Origin of the sequence: Clostridium swellfunianum, assembly GCF_023656515.1 — a bacterium.
In the GTDB taxonomy this organism is placed as follows: Bacteria; Bacillota; Clostridia; order Clostridiales; family Clostridiaceae; genus Clostridium_AT; species Clostridium_AT swellfunianum.
On record NZ_JAMOFV010000006.1, the window covers coordinates 1276021 to 1293454 of the forward strand.

A 17434-nucleotide genomic window follows, 5' to 3' on the forward strand; every position below is an offset into this window, starting at 1 on the left:
AACCCTACATATTTATATGTTGCTTTATTTATATATTGTTTTATTTATTTGTTTTTATATTTATATATTACAAGTAAAAGAGGAATGTACATGAAACACTCACATGTCATTCCTCCATTTATGACTTTAACCTTCTTTTTATTCATTCAAATCAACATGTTCGCCAGTTACTAAATAAATAGTCCATTCGCAAACATTTGTTATATGGTCTGCTGCTCTTTCTAGGAATTTGCAAATGAATAAAAACTGCGTTGCTTGCTTTATAGTTGATGAATCACTCATCATTAGAACTAAAAGCTCACTGAAAATCTGTCTGTATATGCCATCAATTTGATCATCCATCTTGCAGGTTGAGTATGCCTTCTCAACGTCGCGTTGAACATAAGCCTCAAGGGCAAGGTTAATCATTTCTTTAACTATGTCTCCCATTCTAGGAATATCGATTAGCTGCTTTATATATTTTTCGCCTTTAAGCCTTATAGTTATTTTCGCTATGTCAACTGCATAGTCTGCCATTCTTTCAAGATCCGTTACAACTTTAATTATAGTGAATATGTTTCTTAAATCATGAGCTAAAGGCTGCTGCGTTGCAATAAGCTTTATGCATTTATTCTCGATATCCTTTTGCATGTTGTCAACTATGTCATCGTCTTTCATTACCTGCTCTGCCAAATCACAATTTTGATTTACTAAGCCTTCAATGCACTTATATATTTGTTTTTCTACTACACTTCCCATTCTTAATAAATCATTGTGAAGCTCATGTAAATTTGTATCAAAGGAGTTTCTAGTCATTACTTTCACCTTCCTCTATTTTTTAACCAAATCTACCTGTTATATAATCCTCGGTTCTCTTATCCCTTGGCTTGTAGAAAATATCCTCTGTTTTATTGTATTCAACTAACTCTCCAGTTAGGAAGAACGCTGTATTATCTGATATTCTACCTGCCTGCTGCATATTATGTGTAACTATAACAACAGTATATTTCTCTTTAAGTTCATGCACTAATTCTTCAACCTTAGCTGTAGAAATTGGATCAAGAGCCGAAGTAGGTTCATCCATTAAAAGTACATTAGGCTCAACTGCTAGAACTCTTGCTATACACAATCTCTGCTGCTGACCACCTGACATGCCTAAAGCGCTTTTCTTTAATCTATCCTTTACTTCATCCCAAAGTGCTGCACCTTTTAGGCTGCTTTCCACTATTTCATCAAGCCTGTTCTTATTTGTTACACCATGTATTCTAGGACCATATGCAACATTATCATAGATGGACATTGGAAATGGATTTGGCCTTTGAAACACCATTCCTACCTTTTTTCTTAATTCAATTACGTCATAATCCTTATATATATTCTTACCTTCGTAAAGAACTTCTCCCTCTATTCTAACATTTTCTATTAAATCATTCATCCTATTTAGTGTTCTTAAAAATGTAGATTTTCCACAGCCTGAAGGTCCTATAAATGCTGTAACTGATTTTTCTGGTATGTGAATATTTATTCCTTTTAAGGCTTGATTATTTCCATAGTATAATTTAAGATTTTTAGTTTCAATTATGCTCATATCGCTTCCCCCTATTTACTTCCTGTGAAAGAGTTGTATAACCATTTGCCAAGCATTCTAGCAAGCAGGTTAAAAATCAACACCATTATTACTAGAACCGCTGCTGCTCCTGCAGCTATTTGAGCTGCATCAGGAACCATTCCTTCTGAATTTATCTTCCAAATATAAACCGCTAAGGTTTCTGAAGGCCTGAACAAACTAAAAGGTGACTTTTTATCTACTAAACTTATATAATTAAATCTCAATCTTGGAGCGCTCATACCTGCAGTATATAAAAGCGCTGCTGCCTCTCCAAAAATCCTTCCGGCTGCTAGTATTATACCTGTAAGTATTTGGGGTATTGCAGAGGGTAAAATCACTCTTCTTATCGTCTGCCACTGAGTTGCTCCAAGTCCAAGGCTTGCTTCCTTGACTTTTTTCGAAGCTTCTCTAATAGCATTTTCACTAACTCTTGTTAAGGAAGGGAGATTCAAAATAGCTATTGCAAAGGCTCCTGATAAAAGTGTATATCCCCACTTTGTAAGCTGAACAAAAACTAACAAGCCAAACAACCCTACAACTATAGATGGAAGCGAAGCCATAGTTTCAATGCTAAGCCTTATAGCATTTAGGAGTTTACCTTCCTTAGCATATTCAGCAAGATATATTCCTGCACCTAATCCTAATGGAATAGTTATAATGAGAGTTACTATGAGAAGATAGAAGGAGTTGAATAATTGACGCCCTATTCCACCTCCTGCTTCACCAAACTTTGGGCTGCCAAACAAGAAGCTTGGATTTAAGGATTTCCTTCCGCTGTATAGAATGTACGCTATAAGGGAAACTAGTAAAGCTATAACAAGAGCGGATATAATATACAAAACTATGGTAGCAATTCTATCCTTTGCTTTAGCGTTCATTATACCTCACCCCTCTTTCCAATTCTTCTTATTAACAGTATAAATAAAAACGATATAATCATTAATAACAGCGCCATAGACCACAGAGCGTTATTCCACTGAGAACCCGCTACAGTATTAGCCATATCCATTGTTAATATGCTTGTAAGAGTTGTTGAGGTACTAGTTAAACCTTTTGCCATCCCTAAGGAATTTCCAATAACCATCTGTACTGCTAAAGCCTCACCAAAGGCTCTTGCTATACCAAGAACTACACCTGTCATGATTCCACTCTTCGACGCTGGTATTATTACCTTGCTAATAGTCTGCCATCTTGTAGCACCCAAACCATAAGAGGCTTCTACATAATCCCTTGGAATTGTTCTTATTGCATCCGAAGCAATACTTGTTATTGTAGGTAGTATCATGATACTTAAAACTAAGATACCAGCCAGCAGACTAAAGCCAAGCCCTCCAAAGCTATTTTTTATGAATGGCACAAGCACTGTTACTCCTACCCAACCATAAACCACGGAAGGTACTCCAACGAATATTTCCATAGCTGGCTGCAAAACCTTATTCCCAAGCCTTGGAGAAATTTGATTCATGAAAACTGCCAAAGCTATTCCAACTGGAGCACTAATTATAACTGCACCAATTGATACAGATATGGAGCCTAATATAAAAACTAAGGTTCCAAACTGCGGTCCACCTTTGTCTGCAGCTAAATCCGGCTTCCAATTGCTTGAAAATAAGAATCTTAGTATTGAATACTTATCTTTAGTGAACAAGTTTAAACCTTTTGATGCAACAAAGAAAATTATAGCTGCTGTAAGTATGATTATAAATAATCCGCAAAAGGTTGCAAAACTTCTACCTAAATATTCATTCTTAATCCTTCTCATCAAATTTTTATTCTGCATATTTTCCCCCCTACCTAGTAACCTTCATTTCAGAAATTGGTACATACTTCATGAACTTAATAATCGGCTTTGCCTCGTCGCTTACAATATATTCCAAGAATAATTTTGCTAGCCCCGTTGCTTGTCCTTTCGAGTACATATGCTCATAAGACCAAATTGGGTAATTTCCGTTAGCTATATTCTCATTAGTAGGCTCCACATTATCAAGGTTTATTACCTTTATAGTTTTTCTAACCTCTTCTGTTAAATAAGGTATAGCTAAATAACTTATGGCGCCATCCGTCGCTTCAATGGCTTTTCTTACTGCTCCGCTGGAATCTTGCTGAAGCTGTGATCCTTCAGCTTCCTCCTTATTGTCCAGCCCATATTTTTTAAAGGTTGCTCTAGTTCCTGATGATTTAGGTCTGTTAATTAACTGAATTCTCATATCACTTCCGCCTACTTCTTTCCAGTTTGTTACTTGACCCGTAAAAATTTTAATTAAATTTTCTTTACTTATGTTATCGATGTTTACTTTATTGTTAACAACTGCTGCAATACCTACAACTGCTACCTTATGATCTACTAAAGTTTTTGACTGCTCCGGTTTTAGTTTTTCTTCCGCAAATATATCTGAATTTCCTATATCAACTGCACCTTGAAGCACCTGTGCCAGTCCTGTTCCACTTCCTCCACCTTGGACATTTATAGTAACCTCAGGATGCTGATCAACAAATTTATTAGCTACCTGTTCTGCAAGAGGCTGCAATGCCGTTGAACCTGAGGCTGTTATAGTTCCTGACAGCTCTGAACTGCTTTCTTTATTAAGCTCACTACCGCAGCCTGTAAGTACTCCTGCGGAAAAAACTATGGATAAAAAAACTGCAGCTACTGAAGATTTTTTTAACTTCATGTATTTTTTCCCCCTTCGAATCGTAAACATTCCATTCTATGTAATCATATCTAGTGTTTACATTTTAGATTATAATTAATCAAAGTTAATGCAGTATTATCCCAATGTTAATTAAAATTAACATACTTTATTCTGAGGGGAATATCTAAATAAAAAAGAGATTACTGATACAAGTGAAGTATGTATCAGTAATCTCTTTAAATTATAGCCTTATTCTTCAAACTTAAAATTCTTAAACTTATCCTTTAACAAATCTCCTAAGGTTACCCCTTCAGATTTATCACCTAGGAAGTCTTTAATTTCTTCTCTTTCTTGAGTATTCTTAGCTTCTTTAACACTAAGACCAAGCCTTTGATTTTTTGAATCTATTTCAAGAACCTTAACCTTTACCTTGTCTCCAATATTGAGCACAGCTGAAGCTTTAGTAACTCTTTCTTCTGCTATTTCAGAATTTCTAACAAGTCCTTCTACACCTTCGGCAATCTCAACAAAAGCTCCAAAATCTGTGGTTCTAACTACTATTCCTTCAACTATGTCATTAACTTTAAATCTAGCTGTTACGCTGTTCCATGGATTTTCAGATACTTCCTTAAGTCCTAGAGATATTCTTCCCTTAGCCTTGTCAAAATCTATTACATAAACCTCAACCTTATCTCCTACAGAAACAATTTCTGATGGATCAAAAATTCTCTTCCAGGAAAGGTCTTGGTTGTGTAAAAGTCCATCCACACCACCAATGTCTACGAAGGCACCGAATTTAGCAAGTCTTGTAACTGTACCAGTTCTTCTTTCACCTTTTTTAAGTGATTCCCAAACATCATTCTTCTTAGCTTCTGCTTCGGCCTTAAGAACTCCCTTTCTTGAAAGTACAACCTTCTTTTTATCCTTATCAAGTTCTACAACTCTAACTGTTAAAGTCTTTCCTACAAAACTATTTAAATCCTCAACATATTTTAAAGATAGCTGTGAACCTGGTATAAAGGCCCTTACACCTTTAACATTTGCAGTAACTCCGCCTTTTACAGCTTCGCTAATTTTTACATCAATAGTTTTTCCTTCCTTTAAAGATTCTTCAAACTCATCCCAAACTTTGTACTCTTCTGCCTTTATCTTTGAAAGAGCCACGTTCCCTTCTCCATCATTCACTTCTAATATGTACACATAAAGCTCATCCCCAGGTTTAACTTCATCCTTTAGACTAACCATAGGGTCGTGTGAGAATTCTTCTCTTGTTATTACTCCGTCAGCCATGTAGCCAATATTAACAAATACAGCATCCTTTGATACTGAAATAACAACTCCTTTAACAACATCACCACTGTGTATTGTTTTGATACCTCCATCAAAGGAATCCATCAATTCCTGCATTGAAGCTTCTTCAAAATTGCTCATGTTTCTCTCTCCTTTTGTCAATAAATTTACTTGTGCTTTACTAGATAACATTATTTTACCACAAACCTGAAAATGTTAACATACAAGCTTTACGAATATTGGAGCTCATAAAGCCGCTTGTATATGCCGTTTTTCTCTAGAAGTTCGTCATGTCTTCCAATTTCTCTCACTCTGCCTTTATGAATTACAATTATCTTGTCGGAATCAATTATAGTGGACAATCTATGGGCTATGATTAAAGTAGTTCTGCTAATAGAGTTTTCTGATAAAGCTTTTTGAATTATTCTTTCGTTTTCAGTATCTATATTTGAAGTAGCCTCATCTAGTACTAAAATTGAAGGTTTAAACGCAATAGCCCGTGCAAAAGCTAGAAGCTGTCTTTGTCCTGAAGATAGTGTGCAGCCTCTTTCCTTTACTTCTTCATCAAATTTATTTGGAAGCTTATTAATAAATTCGCTGGCATTAGAATAATCGGCGGCATTTTTTATATCCTCAAAGGATAGCTTTTTATTTTGAAGGCTTATATTAGACTTTATGTCACCGGAGAATAAAAATACATCCTGCATGACAACTGCAATAAAACTTCTTAAAGTTCTTAAGCTTATATCTTTTATATCAATCCCATCTATTGTAATACTACCCTTTTGAATTTCATAAAACCTTCCTATTAGGCTTATTATTGTTGATTTCCCAGAGCCTGTGGCACCAACAAAAGCCGCTGTTTCTCCTGCTTTTATACTAAAGCTTACATCTTTAAGAACCCACTCATCTCCTGTGTAGGAAAACCACACATTTTTAAATTCTATATCTCCTCTTAGTTCTTCTATCTTAAATCCCTCATCTAAAGTCTCTATTCCTTCATTGTTGTCTAACAGCTCAAATATCCTTTCTGCAGAAACTATACCTGACTGAATAGTGTTATACTTATCAGCTAAATCCTTTATTGGATCGAAGAATTTTTTAACATAATTTATAAATGCATATAAAACACCAATCTCTAAGGTACTGTTTAGAACGCCTCTTGTACAGTACCAAATTAAAATAGATATGCTTAAGGAGTTGATAAGCTCTGCGCCAGGCTTGAAAAACGCCATTAGAACAACTTCAAAAATACTGGCCTCATTGTAATCATTATTTAATTTTTCAAACTCCTTATACTTTTCTTTTTCTCTATTAAATATCTGAACTAGCTTCATTCCAGATATATTTTCAGCAAGAAAGCCATTTATTTGCGCTATAAGTCCTCTTACTCTTTTAAAATTCCATCTAGCCTTTTTGTTATAAAAGTAAGTTATCAAAACTATTATTGGAACAATTATAAAGCTTATTAAAGCGAGTTTATAATTCATCTGAAGCATTACTGCTACAATTCCCATAATCATAAATAGGTCTTTGAACAAGTCCACTATAACCCCTGAGTAAAGCTCACTTAAAGCTTCTACGTCGTTAGTTGCTCTGGTCATAATCCTTCCTGAGGAGTTCTTATCAAAAAAGCTTGCTGGCATATGCTGAATATGTGAAAAAAGCTCTACTCTTATAAAATGAATTATCTTTTGTCCAACGGAATTAAGCAAGTAGACCTGAGAAAAGTTAAATACTGCACCCCCTACTACAGCGGCCAAATATAAAATCCCCATAAGCTCAATTCTTATACTTTCGTTTCCTTTGATTATATACTCATCTATTACAATTTTAGTTATATAAGGACTTAAGAGCTCTGCAGCATTAACAAGCAGTGCAAATATCAGACCTAAAGACAAAAAAGGAATGTGTGGCTTAAAATAGCCTAGAATTCTTAAAAAACTACTCTTTCTCATCCTATCATCTCCTTTCACTGGAAACACTGTTCAGTTTTAACTTGCCCGTTAAAGCCCTTTTAGAGCTTCAACCTCCATTCCTTTCTGTTTGCTTTCAGTTGTTTGTGCACAAAAGAGCTTGTAGTATTCCCCGCTTTTAGCTAAAAGCTCCTCATGATTTCCTCTTTCTATTATCCTGCCTTTATCCATAACTACTATTTCATCAGCGTATCTTATCGTTGAAATCCTATGAGCTATTATTATTCCTGTCCTACCCTTTAGTATGGATTTAATATTAGCGAGTATTTCTTCTTCTGTCTTTGTATCAACTGCTGAAAGGCTGTCATCCAAAATCAATATGGATGGATCTTTTATTATTGCTCTTGCAATAGAAATCCTTTGTTTCTGCCCTCCTGATAAAGTAATACCTCTCTCCCCTACAACTGTTTCAAAGCCTTCAGGAAACTCCACAATGTTTTCATATACACTTGATATTTTAGAGGCTATTTCAACTTCTTCATCAGTATAGTCTTCATTAAAAAATTCTATATTGTCTTTAATACTTGCAGAGAACAAAAAGTTGTCCTGAGGCACGCAGCCGATACTGTCTCTTAAGGTTGTTATAGGTACTTCATTTATATCCGCACCATCAATAAAAATATGCCCTCTTTCAACTTTGAAAAGTCTAAGCAAAAGATTTACTATAGTTGTTTTCCCGCTTCCCGTAGTTCCTATAATTCCAAGAGTGTTTCCTGGCTTAAGGCTTATACTTATATCCTTTAAGGCTCTTTTTTTGCTTCCTGGATAAGCAAAATTCAAGTTTTTAATTTCAACTTGTCCTTTAAACTCACTTCCTTCAAAGCTCAAATTCTCCTCAATAATGTCCGTCTTCACTTCAAAAATACCATCAAGTCTCTTGATTGAAGCCAAAGCCCTCTGCCAAACCTCCACAAGCTTTCCTATATGGTTTATTGGTGTTATTAAAATGCCAAGATAGGTGTTAAATGCAATAAAATCTCCAAGGGTGATGGTACCTCTTTTAACAAGAGTGCTTCCAAGCACCAGGCTTAAAGTAAAGCTTATTCCAAAACTGATTTGAACTATTGGCTGGAGGGCTGCCGAAAGTCTTGTATACTCCATCTGCATTTTTCTTCTATGTTCGCTTGCCTCAGTAAGCTTCTCTATTTCTTTTTCCTCTTGACCGTATGACTTAATTACGCGAATTCCAGATATGTTTTCTTGAATTTTTTCAGATATATTTGAATAACTTTCTTGAACTTTTATAAATTTTTCTCTCATCTTTTTTTTAAGTGTTAAAATTATAAATATGGATATAACTATGGGAATCAACGCAGCTATCGTAAGAACTGGATTTATAGTTTCCACCATAACTACAAGTGAAGTTAGATTTATAATTATTCCGTCAATCAAGAATACAAGACCAAAGGCAAAGGCTCTTCTTATAGCGTTCAAGTCATTAGTTGCGTAAGCCATAAGCTCTCCAGTTTTTTTATTATTATAGAATTTTGGCGGAAGTGTTTGAAGATGTGAAAAAAGCTTTGCTCTTAAAAAACACTCAAGATCTCTAGCTCTTCCCATGAGAAAATACCTAAACATGAACTTTAAGCAGAAAAGTATTGCAGCTATGCCAAGCATGCCAGCAGATAGCCACATTATAGTGTTATAGCTATGTGATTTATCCTTTAAACTATCTGTTATATAACCTAGAAGTTTTGGCAAGGTAAGCTGCAGCAAGCTTGAGGATACAAGCGCTGCTATACCTATTATGTATTTTAATAGATTGTCTCTAAAAAATTCTTTGAATATCCATCTCTTAACCATTTTCAGCCCCCTTTCAAATTAATTCCCCACATATATTTTACACCTAAAAAAACAGCTTAACAATTTATTATACTTGCAAAGAATAGTTTGTATTCATATTAAAAATCCAAAAAAATAAAGCTAAAATTTACCTTCATTAAATTTCTGAATAATGATAAAATAATATATATTGCTAAATGGAGGTTAATTTTATGAGTAATTTTAATAAAAATCTAGAAAAATATGCAGACTTGGCAGTTAGAATAGGCATAAACATTCAAAAGGGACAGACTCTTGTAATAAATGCACCTATTACAGCTGCTGAATTTGTTAGAGCAGCAGCTAAAAAAGCTTATGAAGCTGGTGCTAAAAATGTTCATGTTGAATGGGCTGATGAGCAGCTTGCAAAAATTAAGTACATGAATGCTCCTGATGAAGCTTTTACAGAATATCCAATGTGGAGAGCTGAAGGTCTTGAAGAAATGGCTAAGGGCGGAGCAGGTTTTATAAGCATAACAGGTTCAAACCCTGATTTATTTAAAGGAGTTGACCCTGAAAGAATCTCTACAGCAAATAAGACTGCTTCAAAAGCGCTAGAGGGCTATAGGAATTATGTTATGGCTGATAAGGCTCCATGGTGCGTAATCGCAGTGCCTACTAAAGAGTGGGCTGATAAAGTATTCCCTGGCTTAAACGAAGAAGAAAGCATGGAAAAGCTTTGGGACAACATTTTTAAGGCTACAAGAGTTGATAGAGAAGACCCTGTTGCTGCTTGGAAGGAACATACTGACAATCTAAACAAGAAGCTTGATTACTTAAATGAAAAGAGATTTAAAAAACTCCATTACAAATCTGCTGTAACTGATTTAACTGTAGAACTTGTTGAGAAACATGTTTGGGCAGGCGGGGGTTCAACAGTTGAAGGCAAGGGTACATATTTTGTAGCTAATATGCCAACAGAAGAAGTATTTACAATGCCTAAGAAGGATGGAGTTAACGGCACCGTTAAGAGTACAAAACCATTAAACTACAGTGGAAACCTAATAGATAACTTTACTCTTAAGTTTGAAAATGGAAAGATAGTTGATTTCTCAGCAGAGCAAGGCTATGAAACATTAAAGAAACTTATCGAAACTGATGAAGGTTCACATTACTTAGGTGAAGTTGCTTTAGTTCCATTTGACTCACCAATCTCAAATACCAATATTATTTTCTTCAACACCTTGTTTGATGAAAATGCGTCCTGCCACTTTGCTTTAGGAAAGGCTTATCCTACAAACCTTGAAGGCGGAGCTGAGATGAGCAGTGAGGAACTAATAGAACATGGAGCTAATATGAGTTTAACTCATGTTGATTTCATGGTTGGTTCACCAGATTTAAGTATTGATGGCGAAACAGCTGATGGAAAAGTAGAGCCAATATTTAGAAATGGCAATTGGGTATTTTAAATCTAATAAAAAGTTTTTTAGAAGGAGTTTTTAATAGAACTCCTTCTTTAGTTTTCTAATCAAATTTTAATTTCTGTTTAACTGTTCCCTAATTTCTCCTTGTTACAATGAAAATAAAACACTGAAAAAATATACAACTACTCAATGACCAAAATTTATAGCAGAGCTACAAGAAGCAGTGTCTAATGCTTTTCCTCAGATAGTTAATTACAAAATATTAAATATTGGCTATAATTAAGCTATAACAAATACAAAGGGGATTTATGAAATGCCAGGTTATAAAATACTTATTATTGAGGATGAAGTTAAGATAGCTCGCTTTGTGGAGCTAGAGCTTAAATATGAAGGCTATGAGGTTGAACAAGCCCATGATGGCAGAGAAGGACTTCAAAAAGTACTTGAAGGAAATTTTGATTTAATAATTCTTGATGTAATGCTGCCTTCATTAAACGGTATGGAAGTTTTAAGAAGGCTTAGACAACATTCCGAGATACCAGTTATTATGCTGACAGCCAAGGATGATATTATGGATAAAGTTATGGGCCTTGATAACGGTGCAGACGACTATGTAACAAAACCTTTTGCAATTGAAGAACTATTAGCTAGAATTAGAGTTGCTTTAAAGAGAAAACGAGTTGAAGCTGTTTCTTCAAAAACTCTACAGCTTGAAAAGCTTGTTGTAGATTTAGAAAAATACACTATTAGCTATGATGATAATGCTATTGATTTAACTAAAAGAGAATTTGATTTATTAAAGTACTTGCTTGAAAATAAAAATATAGTACTTTCAAGAGATAAAATTCTAGAAACTGTTTGGGGCTTCGACTATTTTGGTGATACTAATGTAGTAGATGTTTATGTTAGATATTTAAGAAGTAAAATAGATGACAAGTATAACAAAAAATTTATTCACACCATTAGAGGGGTGGGATACATGATAAAGTATGAATAAAAAAAATGAAACTAACAATCCAGTTGGTTTTTTATTAATGACAATTTTTAAAGGCATTAAGCTGCTGATTGTTATTTTACCTAGGCTAATATCAAAGCTTTTTAACTATATTAACGACCGACTGCGTTTTTCTATAAGCTTTAAGATAACAACCTTTTATGCCTTTATTTTTTCTTCTTTACTTCTCCTTTCAAATATAGCTGTTGCAGGTGTATTTGTATACTTTTTAAGACAACAGGTAGTAGATTTTAGGGTAGACCAAAATCTTTTATATCTTCAATTTTCTAATAATACAATAGAAATAACAAACTATATTGCTGCTATTGCCCTATTTATAATATTGTCCGATATAGTTCTCCTATTTATGATGCTGCCAATAGGCTCAAGAGTTAGCCGAAGACTTTTGCTGCCTGTTAGGAAGATGACCGAAACAGTCAAAAACATATCTGCTAAGGATTTGAATACAAGGCTAGACGTAAGCGGCTCCAAGGATGAACTTAAAGACCTGTCAAAGACTTTTAATGATATGCTGGATAGGCTTCAGATATCCTATGAGCTTCAAAATCAATTTGTATCTGATGCTTCTCATGAGCTCAGAACTCCTATAGCCGTTATTCAAGGCTATGCAAACCTTTTGGATAGATGGGGAAAAGAAGATAAAGCTGTGCTTGAAGAATCTATTACTGCTATAAAATCTGAAGCAGAAAGCATGAAAAAATTAGTTGAGCAGCTTTTGTTTCTAGCTAGAAGTGATAAAAGCACCCAAAAGGTTGAAATAGTAGATTTCAACATAAATGAGCTTATTGATGAAGTAGTAAAAGAAACAAAGATGATTGACAGCAAGCATCAAATACTTAACAAATATAATGAACCACTAACCATAAGCGGGGACAGAAATCTGCTTAAGGAAGCTCTAAGAATATTTATAGACAATAGTATCAAATATACTGAAGAAGGCGGAGTTATAAAAATAAATTCCTTCAGTAAAAATAAAAATCTTATTATTGAAATTGAAGATACAGGCTCAGGTATATCAAAAGAAGATCTTTCTCATATTTTTGACCGATTTTATCGTGCAGATAAATCGAGAACAAAGGAAACAGGTGGGACTGGGCTTGGCCTATCTATAGCCAAGTGGATTATCTTAAAACACAAAGGAAATATTGAGGTTCAGAGCAAGCTTGGCTGGGGAACTAAGATAAGCCTAGTGCTGCCGCTAAAAAATTAATTTATTTGGAGTGATAAGAAATGTTAAGCTTTGTCGTAGCAATGTCAGAAAATCATATTATAGGTAAGGACGGAACTCTCCCTTGGCACTTGCCCGAGGATTTGAAAAAATTTAAGGAAATAACCTTATCTGGTAGCAAAACAATGATAATGGGCAGAAAAACTTTCGAATCCCTTCCAAGGATACTTCCTGGAAGAAAACATATAGTGTTAACCCAAAACAAAGACTTTAAGATAGACAACGGACAGGTTGAGGTTATTCACAGCATTGAATCTTTAAAGCCTTATATTGATAGTGAGGAAGAATTTTTTGTTATAGGCGGAGGAAAACTTTTTAGCATACTTCTTCCTTACACTAAAAGAATATATCTGACCGTTCTTCATCACCACTTTCAAGGAGATACTTATATGCCTCAGTTTGATATGAAGGACTGGAAGATTGTTGATTCCTACGAAGGACTTGTTGATGAAAATAATATATACAGACATACTTATATGACTCTAGAAAAGCTCTAATAATAAATTAGCCTATTTATTTCTACTTTTCTCTGTTTTTATGACTTATTTATAATGAAAACAAGATGCCTCAAATTGATATAAAAAATCATTTTGAGGCATCCTTTTTTGATTATTGTATTGTCATCTAGAACTTGTTTATTTTAAATGTTTATTGTGTTGTTTACTGTTTCTTGTCCAATAAAAGGAGGATCATCATCCTTATTAGTAGATGCTATAAAACTAGCAGATAACACCATTAAAGCAGATAACAAAATTAAAAACTTATAGACTCTTTTTTTCATTTGTATCCCACCCCACTTAAAATAAATTATACCTATACTTTGCCATAACAAATAAATTTTGTAAACACGATTTATAAATATATATATTTAGGATATTATAAATCTACTGCTTTTTTTAAGTATTCCTCATACTTATAGGGGTCATATTTAGTTAGTAATGATAATTTAATATATATTTTTATCTTATCATCTTTTTTGTCGATACCTTCTAATAGCTCTATTAAATTTAGATAAACCTCTTCCATCAAGTCTAATCTATTTGTCTCATCATAAATTTTCTCCAGCTGATAATATCCGTCTATTATAAATTCTGTATCATTATACTGCTTGGCCGTTTCTATTGCATTTTTTGTCATGTTAGTAGCCTGTTCATACATTTTAAATTTCATAAATACTTTTGCTTTTTCAATCTGAGTACGTGCTAACTTTGATGGATTAGATAGTTCTCTTATAGTAATTGCCCGATTATAGCATAGCAAAGCTTCTTCAAGCATACCCTTTTCTAAATATATGAGCCCTAAGTTATGATATACATAACCTAAAAGACAATGGGTTTCATCTGTAAATACAGGAATAATCTCATTATACAAATCTATAGCCTGTTGATACTCTTTTATTGCAAGAAGACAATTTGCTTTTATTATTATCGCGCTAATAAAATTTGTAAAGTCATTTTCCTTGTAAAACACATCAATAACTTCATTAATGGATTTAAGTGCATTTTCTATATTACCTAGCTTTTTATTACAGAGAGCAATGTTGTAGAGAGAATTGTTTTGAGTGCTTATGTCGCCTATATCTAAAGCATTTTGATACGACTTTTCAAAGTACTTTAAGGCTTCTAAATAATCCAAGGTGTTTCCCTTGCATTTTCCAAGCTTGTTATACAGAAAAGCATTCTTATCATGCTCTTTTATTTCATTATATAAATCAAGAGCGTTATAGTAGTATACAAAGGCTTCTTTATATATTCCCTTGTCAAATACTCTATTTGCTTTTAAAATATAAGCTTCTGCCTGAATTTGATGCAAACTATATTCTAAGGATATTTTTAAAATATAGTCAATTTCATCATTAGATAAATCCTCTAATAATTTTTTACTGCAATAGATTAACGCTGCTTTTTTAGGGCTTGTAGACAGATAATCGCAATCTATGTCAAGCGTTAATCCCAATTCATCTGCTTTTTTCAAGAATATCTGAAACATAACCCTAGCTTGTTCTTCTCCCAGCCTCCTCCTGTTACCTTCTACCATGCTTATGAAATTACGTGTAACACCTATATTTTCTAGGTCACTTTGTCTAATCCCAAGAAGCTTTCTTATCTCTTTAATTTTTTCGCCTGGAGTTTGAAAATACAATTACATCACCCGATTCTGATATAAAATAAATATTATCTCTAATTATACTGCAATATTTTAAATTTTTAAACAAAAATTCTCATATCTTTGCTCTAAAATACGAGAATTTTGAAAAATATTGTTTAAAGCTCGGCAAAAACTGCCGAGCTTTACCTTATGCTTTGTAAGTTATTAGTGGTTTTAACGAAGCCACAAGCTCTATCATATCCTCGCCGAGCATATCTTCAATTACTTTATCTATGCTCTTATAGGCTTCAGGAGCCTCTTCATATAGTACTCTTCTATCATTGTAAATTAAATTGCTTCCTAAAAGCTTTTCTCTTTTTGATTTATCCGGGTATACAGTTTCAAGTCTTTCCTTGCAGGAAAAACGATTCCATCGTCTACCTGCTCCATGAGCAACTGAGTAAGCATACTCTAAATTATTTGCTTTTGGCTTAACTATATAGGAATTGGATCCTCTAGTACCAGCAATTATGATATAGCCAATATCAGCTGGAGCAGCTCCCTTTCTGTGAACATATAATCTTTTTCCCTCATGCTCTTTTATAGCTATGCTGTTATGAGTACTGTCTAAAAGCTTATTGCTGTCTTTTGCACCTATAGTAGTTAAAAGCCTGTAAGCAATCATTTCTCTGTTTGTTTTTCCAAAATTAACAGCCTTATCATGCTCTTCAAAGTATTCCTTATAGCCTTCGCTGTTTTCTCTAAGCCCATTCTGGCAAGAATACTTATCTATATATTTTCTTAAAATATATTCTCCATAGCCTGTTGAACCGCTGTGAACTAAAAGATATATTTCACTTTTGTTTAAGCCTATCTCTTTTAGAGCAGCCTCATCATATATCTTATCTACCTGCTGAAACTCAGCAAAGTGATTACCTCCTCCGATTGTTCCAAGCGCTTCCTTCATCGGAAGCTCTACCTGCTCAAGCAAGTGAGATATATCTACATTTTCAAGTCCTTCCAGCCTTTGAAGCTTTCCTCTAACCTTATCAAATTTAAATTTACCCTTATTTATACCTGTGCTAAATAATGCCATCCCACAGCCAACATCATTACCAACCAAATGAGGGTATATTATATCAGTTGTAACTAAACTTGCCCCAACAGGAGTTTTTCCAAAATGAAGATCTGGAAATCCAACAGCTTTAATAACGCCCTTAAGTTCAGAAACTTTTTCAAGCTGCTCTATGGCGTTGCTCTCCATCCAGGACTTCTCGGTCTGAATAACCTTAACTTTATTCTCCATATTTTCTCCTCGCTCAACTTGTTATCTAGATAACAAGTTATATTGTTATATTCTTATATTGTTATATTCTTATATTGTTGTATTCTTATATTCTTATGTTTTTATATTGTTATATTCCTATGCGAGGGAGCGCTGCAAAACTAAACTAATCTCTATATTTATTCCCTCATCGAAACCTTACTAAACAACATTATAACCACAACCTTTCAAATTTATATACTATCAGTATAGTTTTGTCTAAATAAAAATAAAACCTCACACCTAAGATTAGGCATGAGGTCTATCATTAAACATTAGGCACATTGATACCAAAAAATATTTCTGTCATTTCTCTATCAATCTTCTTAATTATTTCTTTTCTTTCAGCTTCGCTTAAATCTTCTTCTTTTATTTCAAAAAGATAATTTGGAAGGTCTATATCCTTCACTCTCATCTTTGTATGGAAGATGCTTGACTGATATATATTCATGTCGATAAGATTGTATCTTTCGATAGTCTTCTTATCAATAAAATTTTGTATGGAATTTATATCGTGATCTATAAAATGCTTATAACCATGAATATCTCTTGTAAATCCTCTAACTCTATAATCAATTGTTATAATATCTGAGTCAAAGCTGTCAATTAAATAATTCAACGCCTTAAGGGGCGATATTGTTCCACAAGTTGAAACATCAATATCAACTCTAAAAGTACTAATATCATTTTGCGGATGACTTTCAGGGTAAGTATGAACTGTCACATGACTCTTATCCAAATGTCCAACAATATTTTCACGAACAGGAGTTAGAATTCCTCTATTACAGGATGGATCAAGCACGTATAGAGGCACTTCTTCCTCAGAAATTAAAAGAGTAACACTTGCGCCTTGTGGGTCATAATCCTGCTTTGCAATATTTAGCACACTGGCTCCAATAGTTTCTGTAACATCTGATAAAATCTTCGTAAGTCTCTCAGAGTTATACTGTTCATCGATATAATCAATATATTTTTTTCTATCCTCTTCAGTCTTCGTATAACAGATATCATAGATATTAAAGCTCAATGACTTTGTTAAGTTATTAAACCCATACAATTTTAATTTATCTTCTTTGTGTTGCTCCAATTTCATCCCTCGATTCTATT

At 33.9% G+C, this 17434-nt stretch carries 16 protein-coding genes; 4 read left to right on the forward strand and 12 right to left on the reverse strand.

Translation table 11 applies throughout. The features are described from left to right. Positions 1-138 precede the first annotated feature (138 nt). The 8 genes from phoU to NBE98_RS05840 form a co-directional block, all read right to left on the reverse strand. Positions 139-795: a phosphate signaling complex protein PhoU gene (phoU, locus tag NBE98_RS05805; RefSeq protein WP_250813525.1), complete on the reverse strand. Its 657-nt coding sequence runs from the start codon at positions 793-795 to the stop codon at positions 139-141. Between the two features lie 22 nt (positions 796-817). Beyond that, positions 818-1567: a phosphate ABC transporter ATP-binding protein PstB gene (gene pstB / locus NBE98_RS05810; RefSeq protein ID WP_250813528.1), complete on the reverse strand. Its 750-nt coding sequence runs from the start codon at positions 1565-1567 to the stop codon at positions 818-820. Positions 1568-1578: 11 nt separating this feature from the next. Beyond that, the gene (gene pstA, locus NBE98_RS05815) at positions 1579-2466 is read right to left on the reverse strand and encodes a phosphate ABC transporter permease PstA (protein WP_250813529.1); all 888 of its coding nucleotides are present in this window, start codon (positions 2464-2466) and stop codon (positions 1579-1581) included. Further along, positions 2466-3368, reverse strand: coding sequence for a phosphate ABC transporter permease subunit PstC (gene pstC / locus NBE98_RS05820; protein ID WP_250813531.1), 903 nt, complete (start codon positions 3366-3368; stop codon positions 2466-2468). Before pstC ends, pstA begins: the two co-directional genes overlap by 1 nt. Before the next feature lie 10 nt (positions 3369-3378). Next, positions 3379-4260, reverse strand: coding sequence for a phosphate ABC transporter substrate-binding protein (locus NBE98_RS05825; protein WP_250813532.1), 882 nt, complete (start codon positions 4258-4260; stop codon positions 3379-3381). A 210-nt stretch (positions 4261-4470) separates the two neighbouring features. Continuing rightward, positions 4471-5652 carry a 30S ribosomal protein S1 gene (gene rpsA / locus NBE98_RS05830; protein ID WP_250813533.1) on the reverse strand — a complete coding sequence of 394 codons (1182 nt, stop codon included), beginning with the start codon at positions 5650-5652 and terminating at the stop codon, positions 4471-4473. An 89-nt stretch (positions 5653-5741) separates the two neighbouring features. After that, positions 5742-7469 (reverse strand): ABC transporter ATP-binding protein, encoded by a 1728-nt coding sequence (locus NBE98_RS05835; protein ID WP_250813534.1) that lies wholly within the window; start codon positions 7467-7469, stop codon positions 5742-5744. A gap of 48 nt (positions 7470-7517) precedes the next feature. After that, positions 7518-9290, reverse strand: a complete 1773-nt coding sequence (locus tag NBE98_RS05840) for an ABC transporter ATP-binding protein (RefSeq protein WP_250813535.1) — start codon at positions 9288-9290, stop codon at positions 7518-7520. 191 nt (positions 9291-9481) lie between these two features. On the opposite strand from NBE98_RS05840, the gene NBE98_RS05845 reads away from it, so the two are divergent. From NBE98_RS05845 to NBE98_RS05860, 4 genes are all read left to right on the forward strand, one after another. Further along, positions 9482-10717 (forward strand): aminopeptidase, encoded by a 1236-nt coding sequence (locus tag NBE98_RS05845; RefSeq protein ID WP_250813536.1) that lies wholly within the window; start codon positions 9482-9484, stop codon positions 10715-10717. Between the two features lie 268 nt (positions 10718-10985). After that, complete coding sequence (locus NBE98_RS05850) at positions 10986-11669, forward strand: response regulator transcription factor (RefSeq protein ID WP_250813537.1); 684 nt, start codon at positions 10986-10988, stop codon at positions 11667-11669. Continuing rightward, positions 11662-12897, forward strand: coding sequence for a sensor histidine kinase (locus NBE98_RS05855; protein ID WP_250813538.1), 1236 nt, complete (start codon positions 11662-11664; stop codon positions 12895-12897). The genes NBE98_RS05850 and NBE98_RS05855 overlap by 8 nt, the downstream gene beginning before the upstream one ends. A gap of 20 nt (positions 12898-12917) precedes the next feature. Further along, a complete protein-coding gene (locus NBE98_RS05860; protein WP_250813540.1) occupies positions 12918-13412 on the forward strand; it encodes a dihydrofolate reductase in 495 nt (164 codons plus the stop codon). 143 nt (positions 13413-13555) lie between these two features. Here NBE98_RS05860 and NBE98_RS05865 read toward each other — a convergent pair whose 3' ends face one another. From NBE98_RS05865 to speD, 4 genes are all read right to left on the reverse strand, one after another. After that, complete coding sequence (locus NBE98_RS05865) at positions 13556-13696, reverse strand: hypothetical protein (RefSeq protein WP_250813542.1); 141 nt, start codon at positions 13694-13696, stop codon at positions 13556-13558. Between the two features lie 95 nt (positions 13697-13791). Further along, positions 13792-15057, reverse strand: coding sequence for a helix-turn-helix domain-containing protein (locus NBE98_RS05870; protein WP_250813544.1), 1266 nt, complete (start codon positions 15055-15057; stop codon positions 13792-13794). A 154-nt stretch (positions 15058-15211) separates the two neighbouring features. Beyond that, positions 15212-16309, reverse strand: a complete 1098-nt coding sequence (locus tag NBE98_RS05875) for an RNA ligase RtcB family protein (protein ID WP_250813546.1) — start codon at positions 16307-16309, stop codon at positions 15212-15214. Positions 16310-16595: 286 nt separating this feature from the next. Further along, positions 16596-17414, reverse strand: coding sequence for an adenosylmethionine decarboxylase (gene speD / locus NBE98_RS05880; RefSeq protein WP_250813548.1), 819 nt, complete (start codon positions 17412-17414; stop codon positions 16596-16598). Positions 17415-17434: the final 20 nt, after the last annotated feature.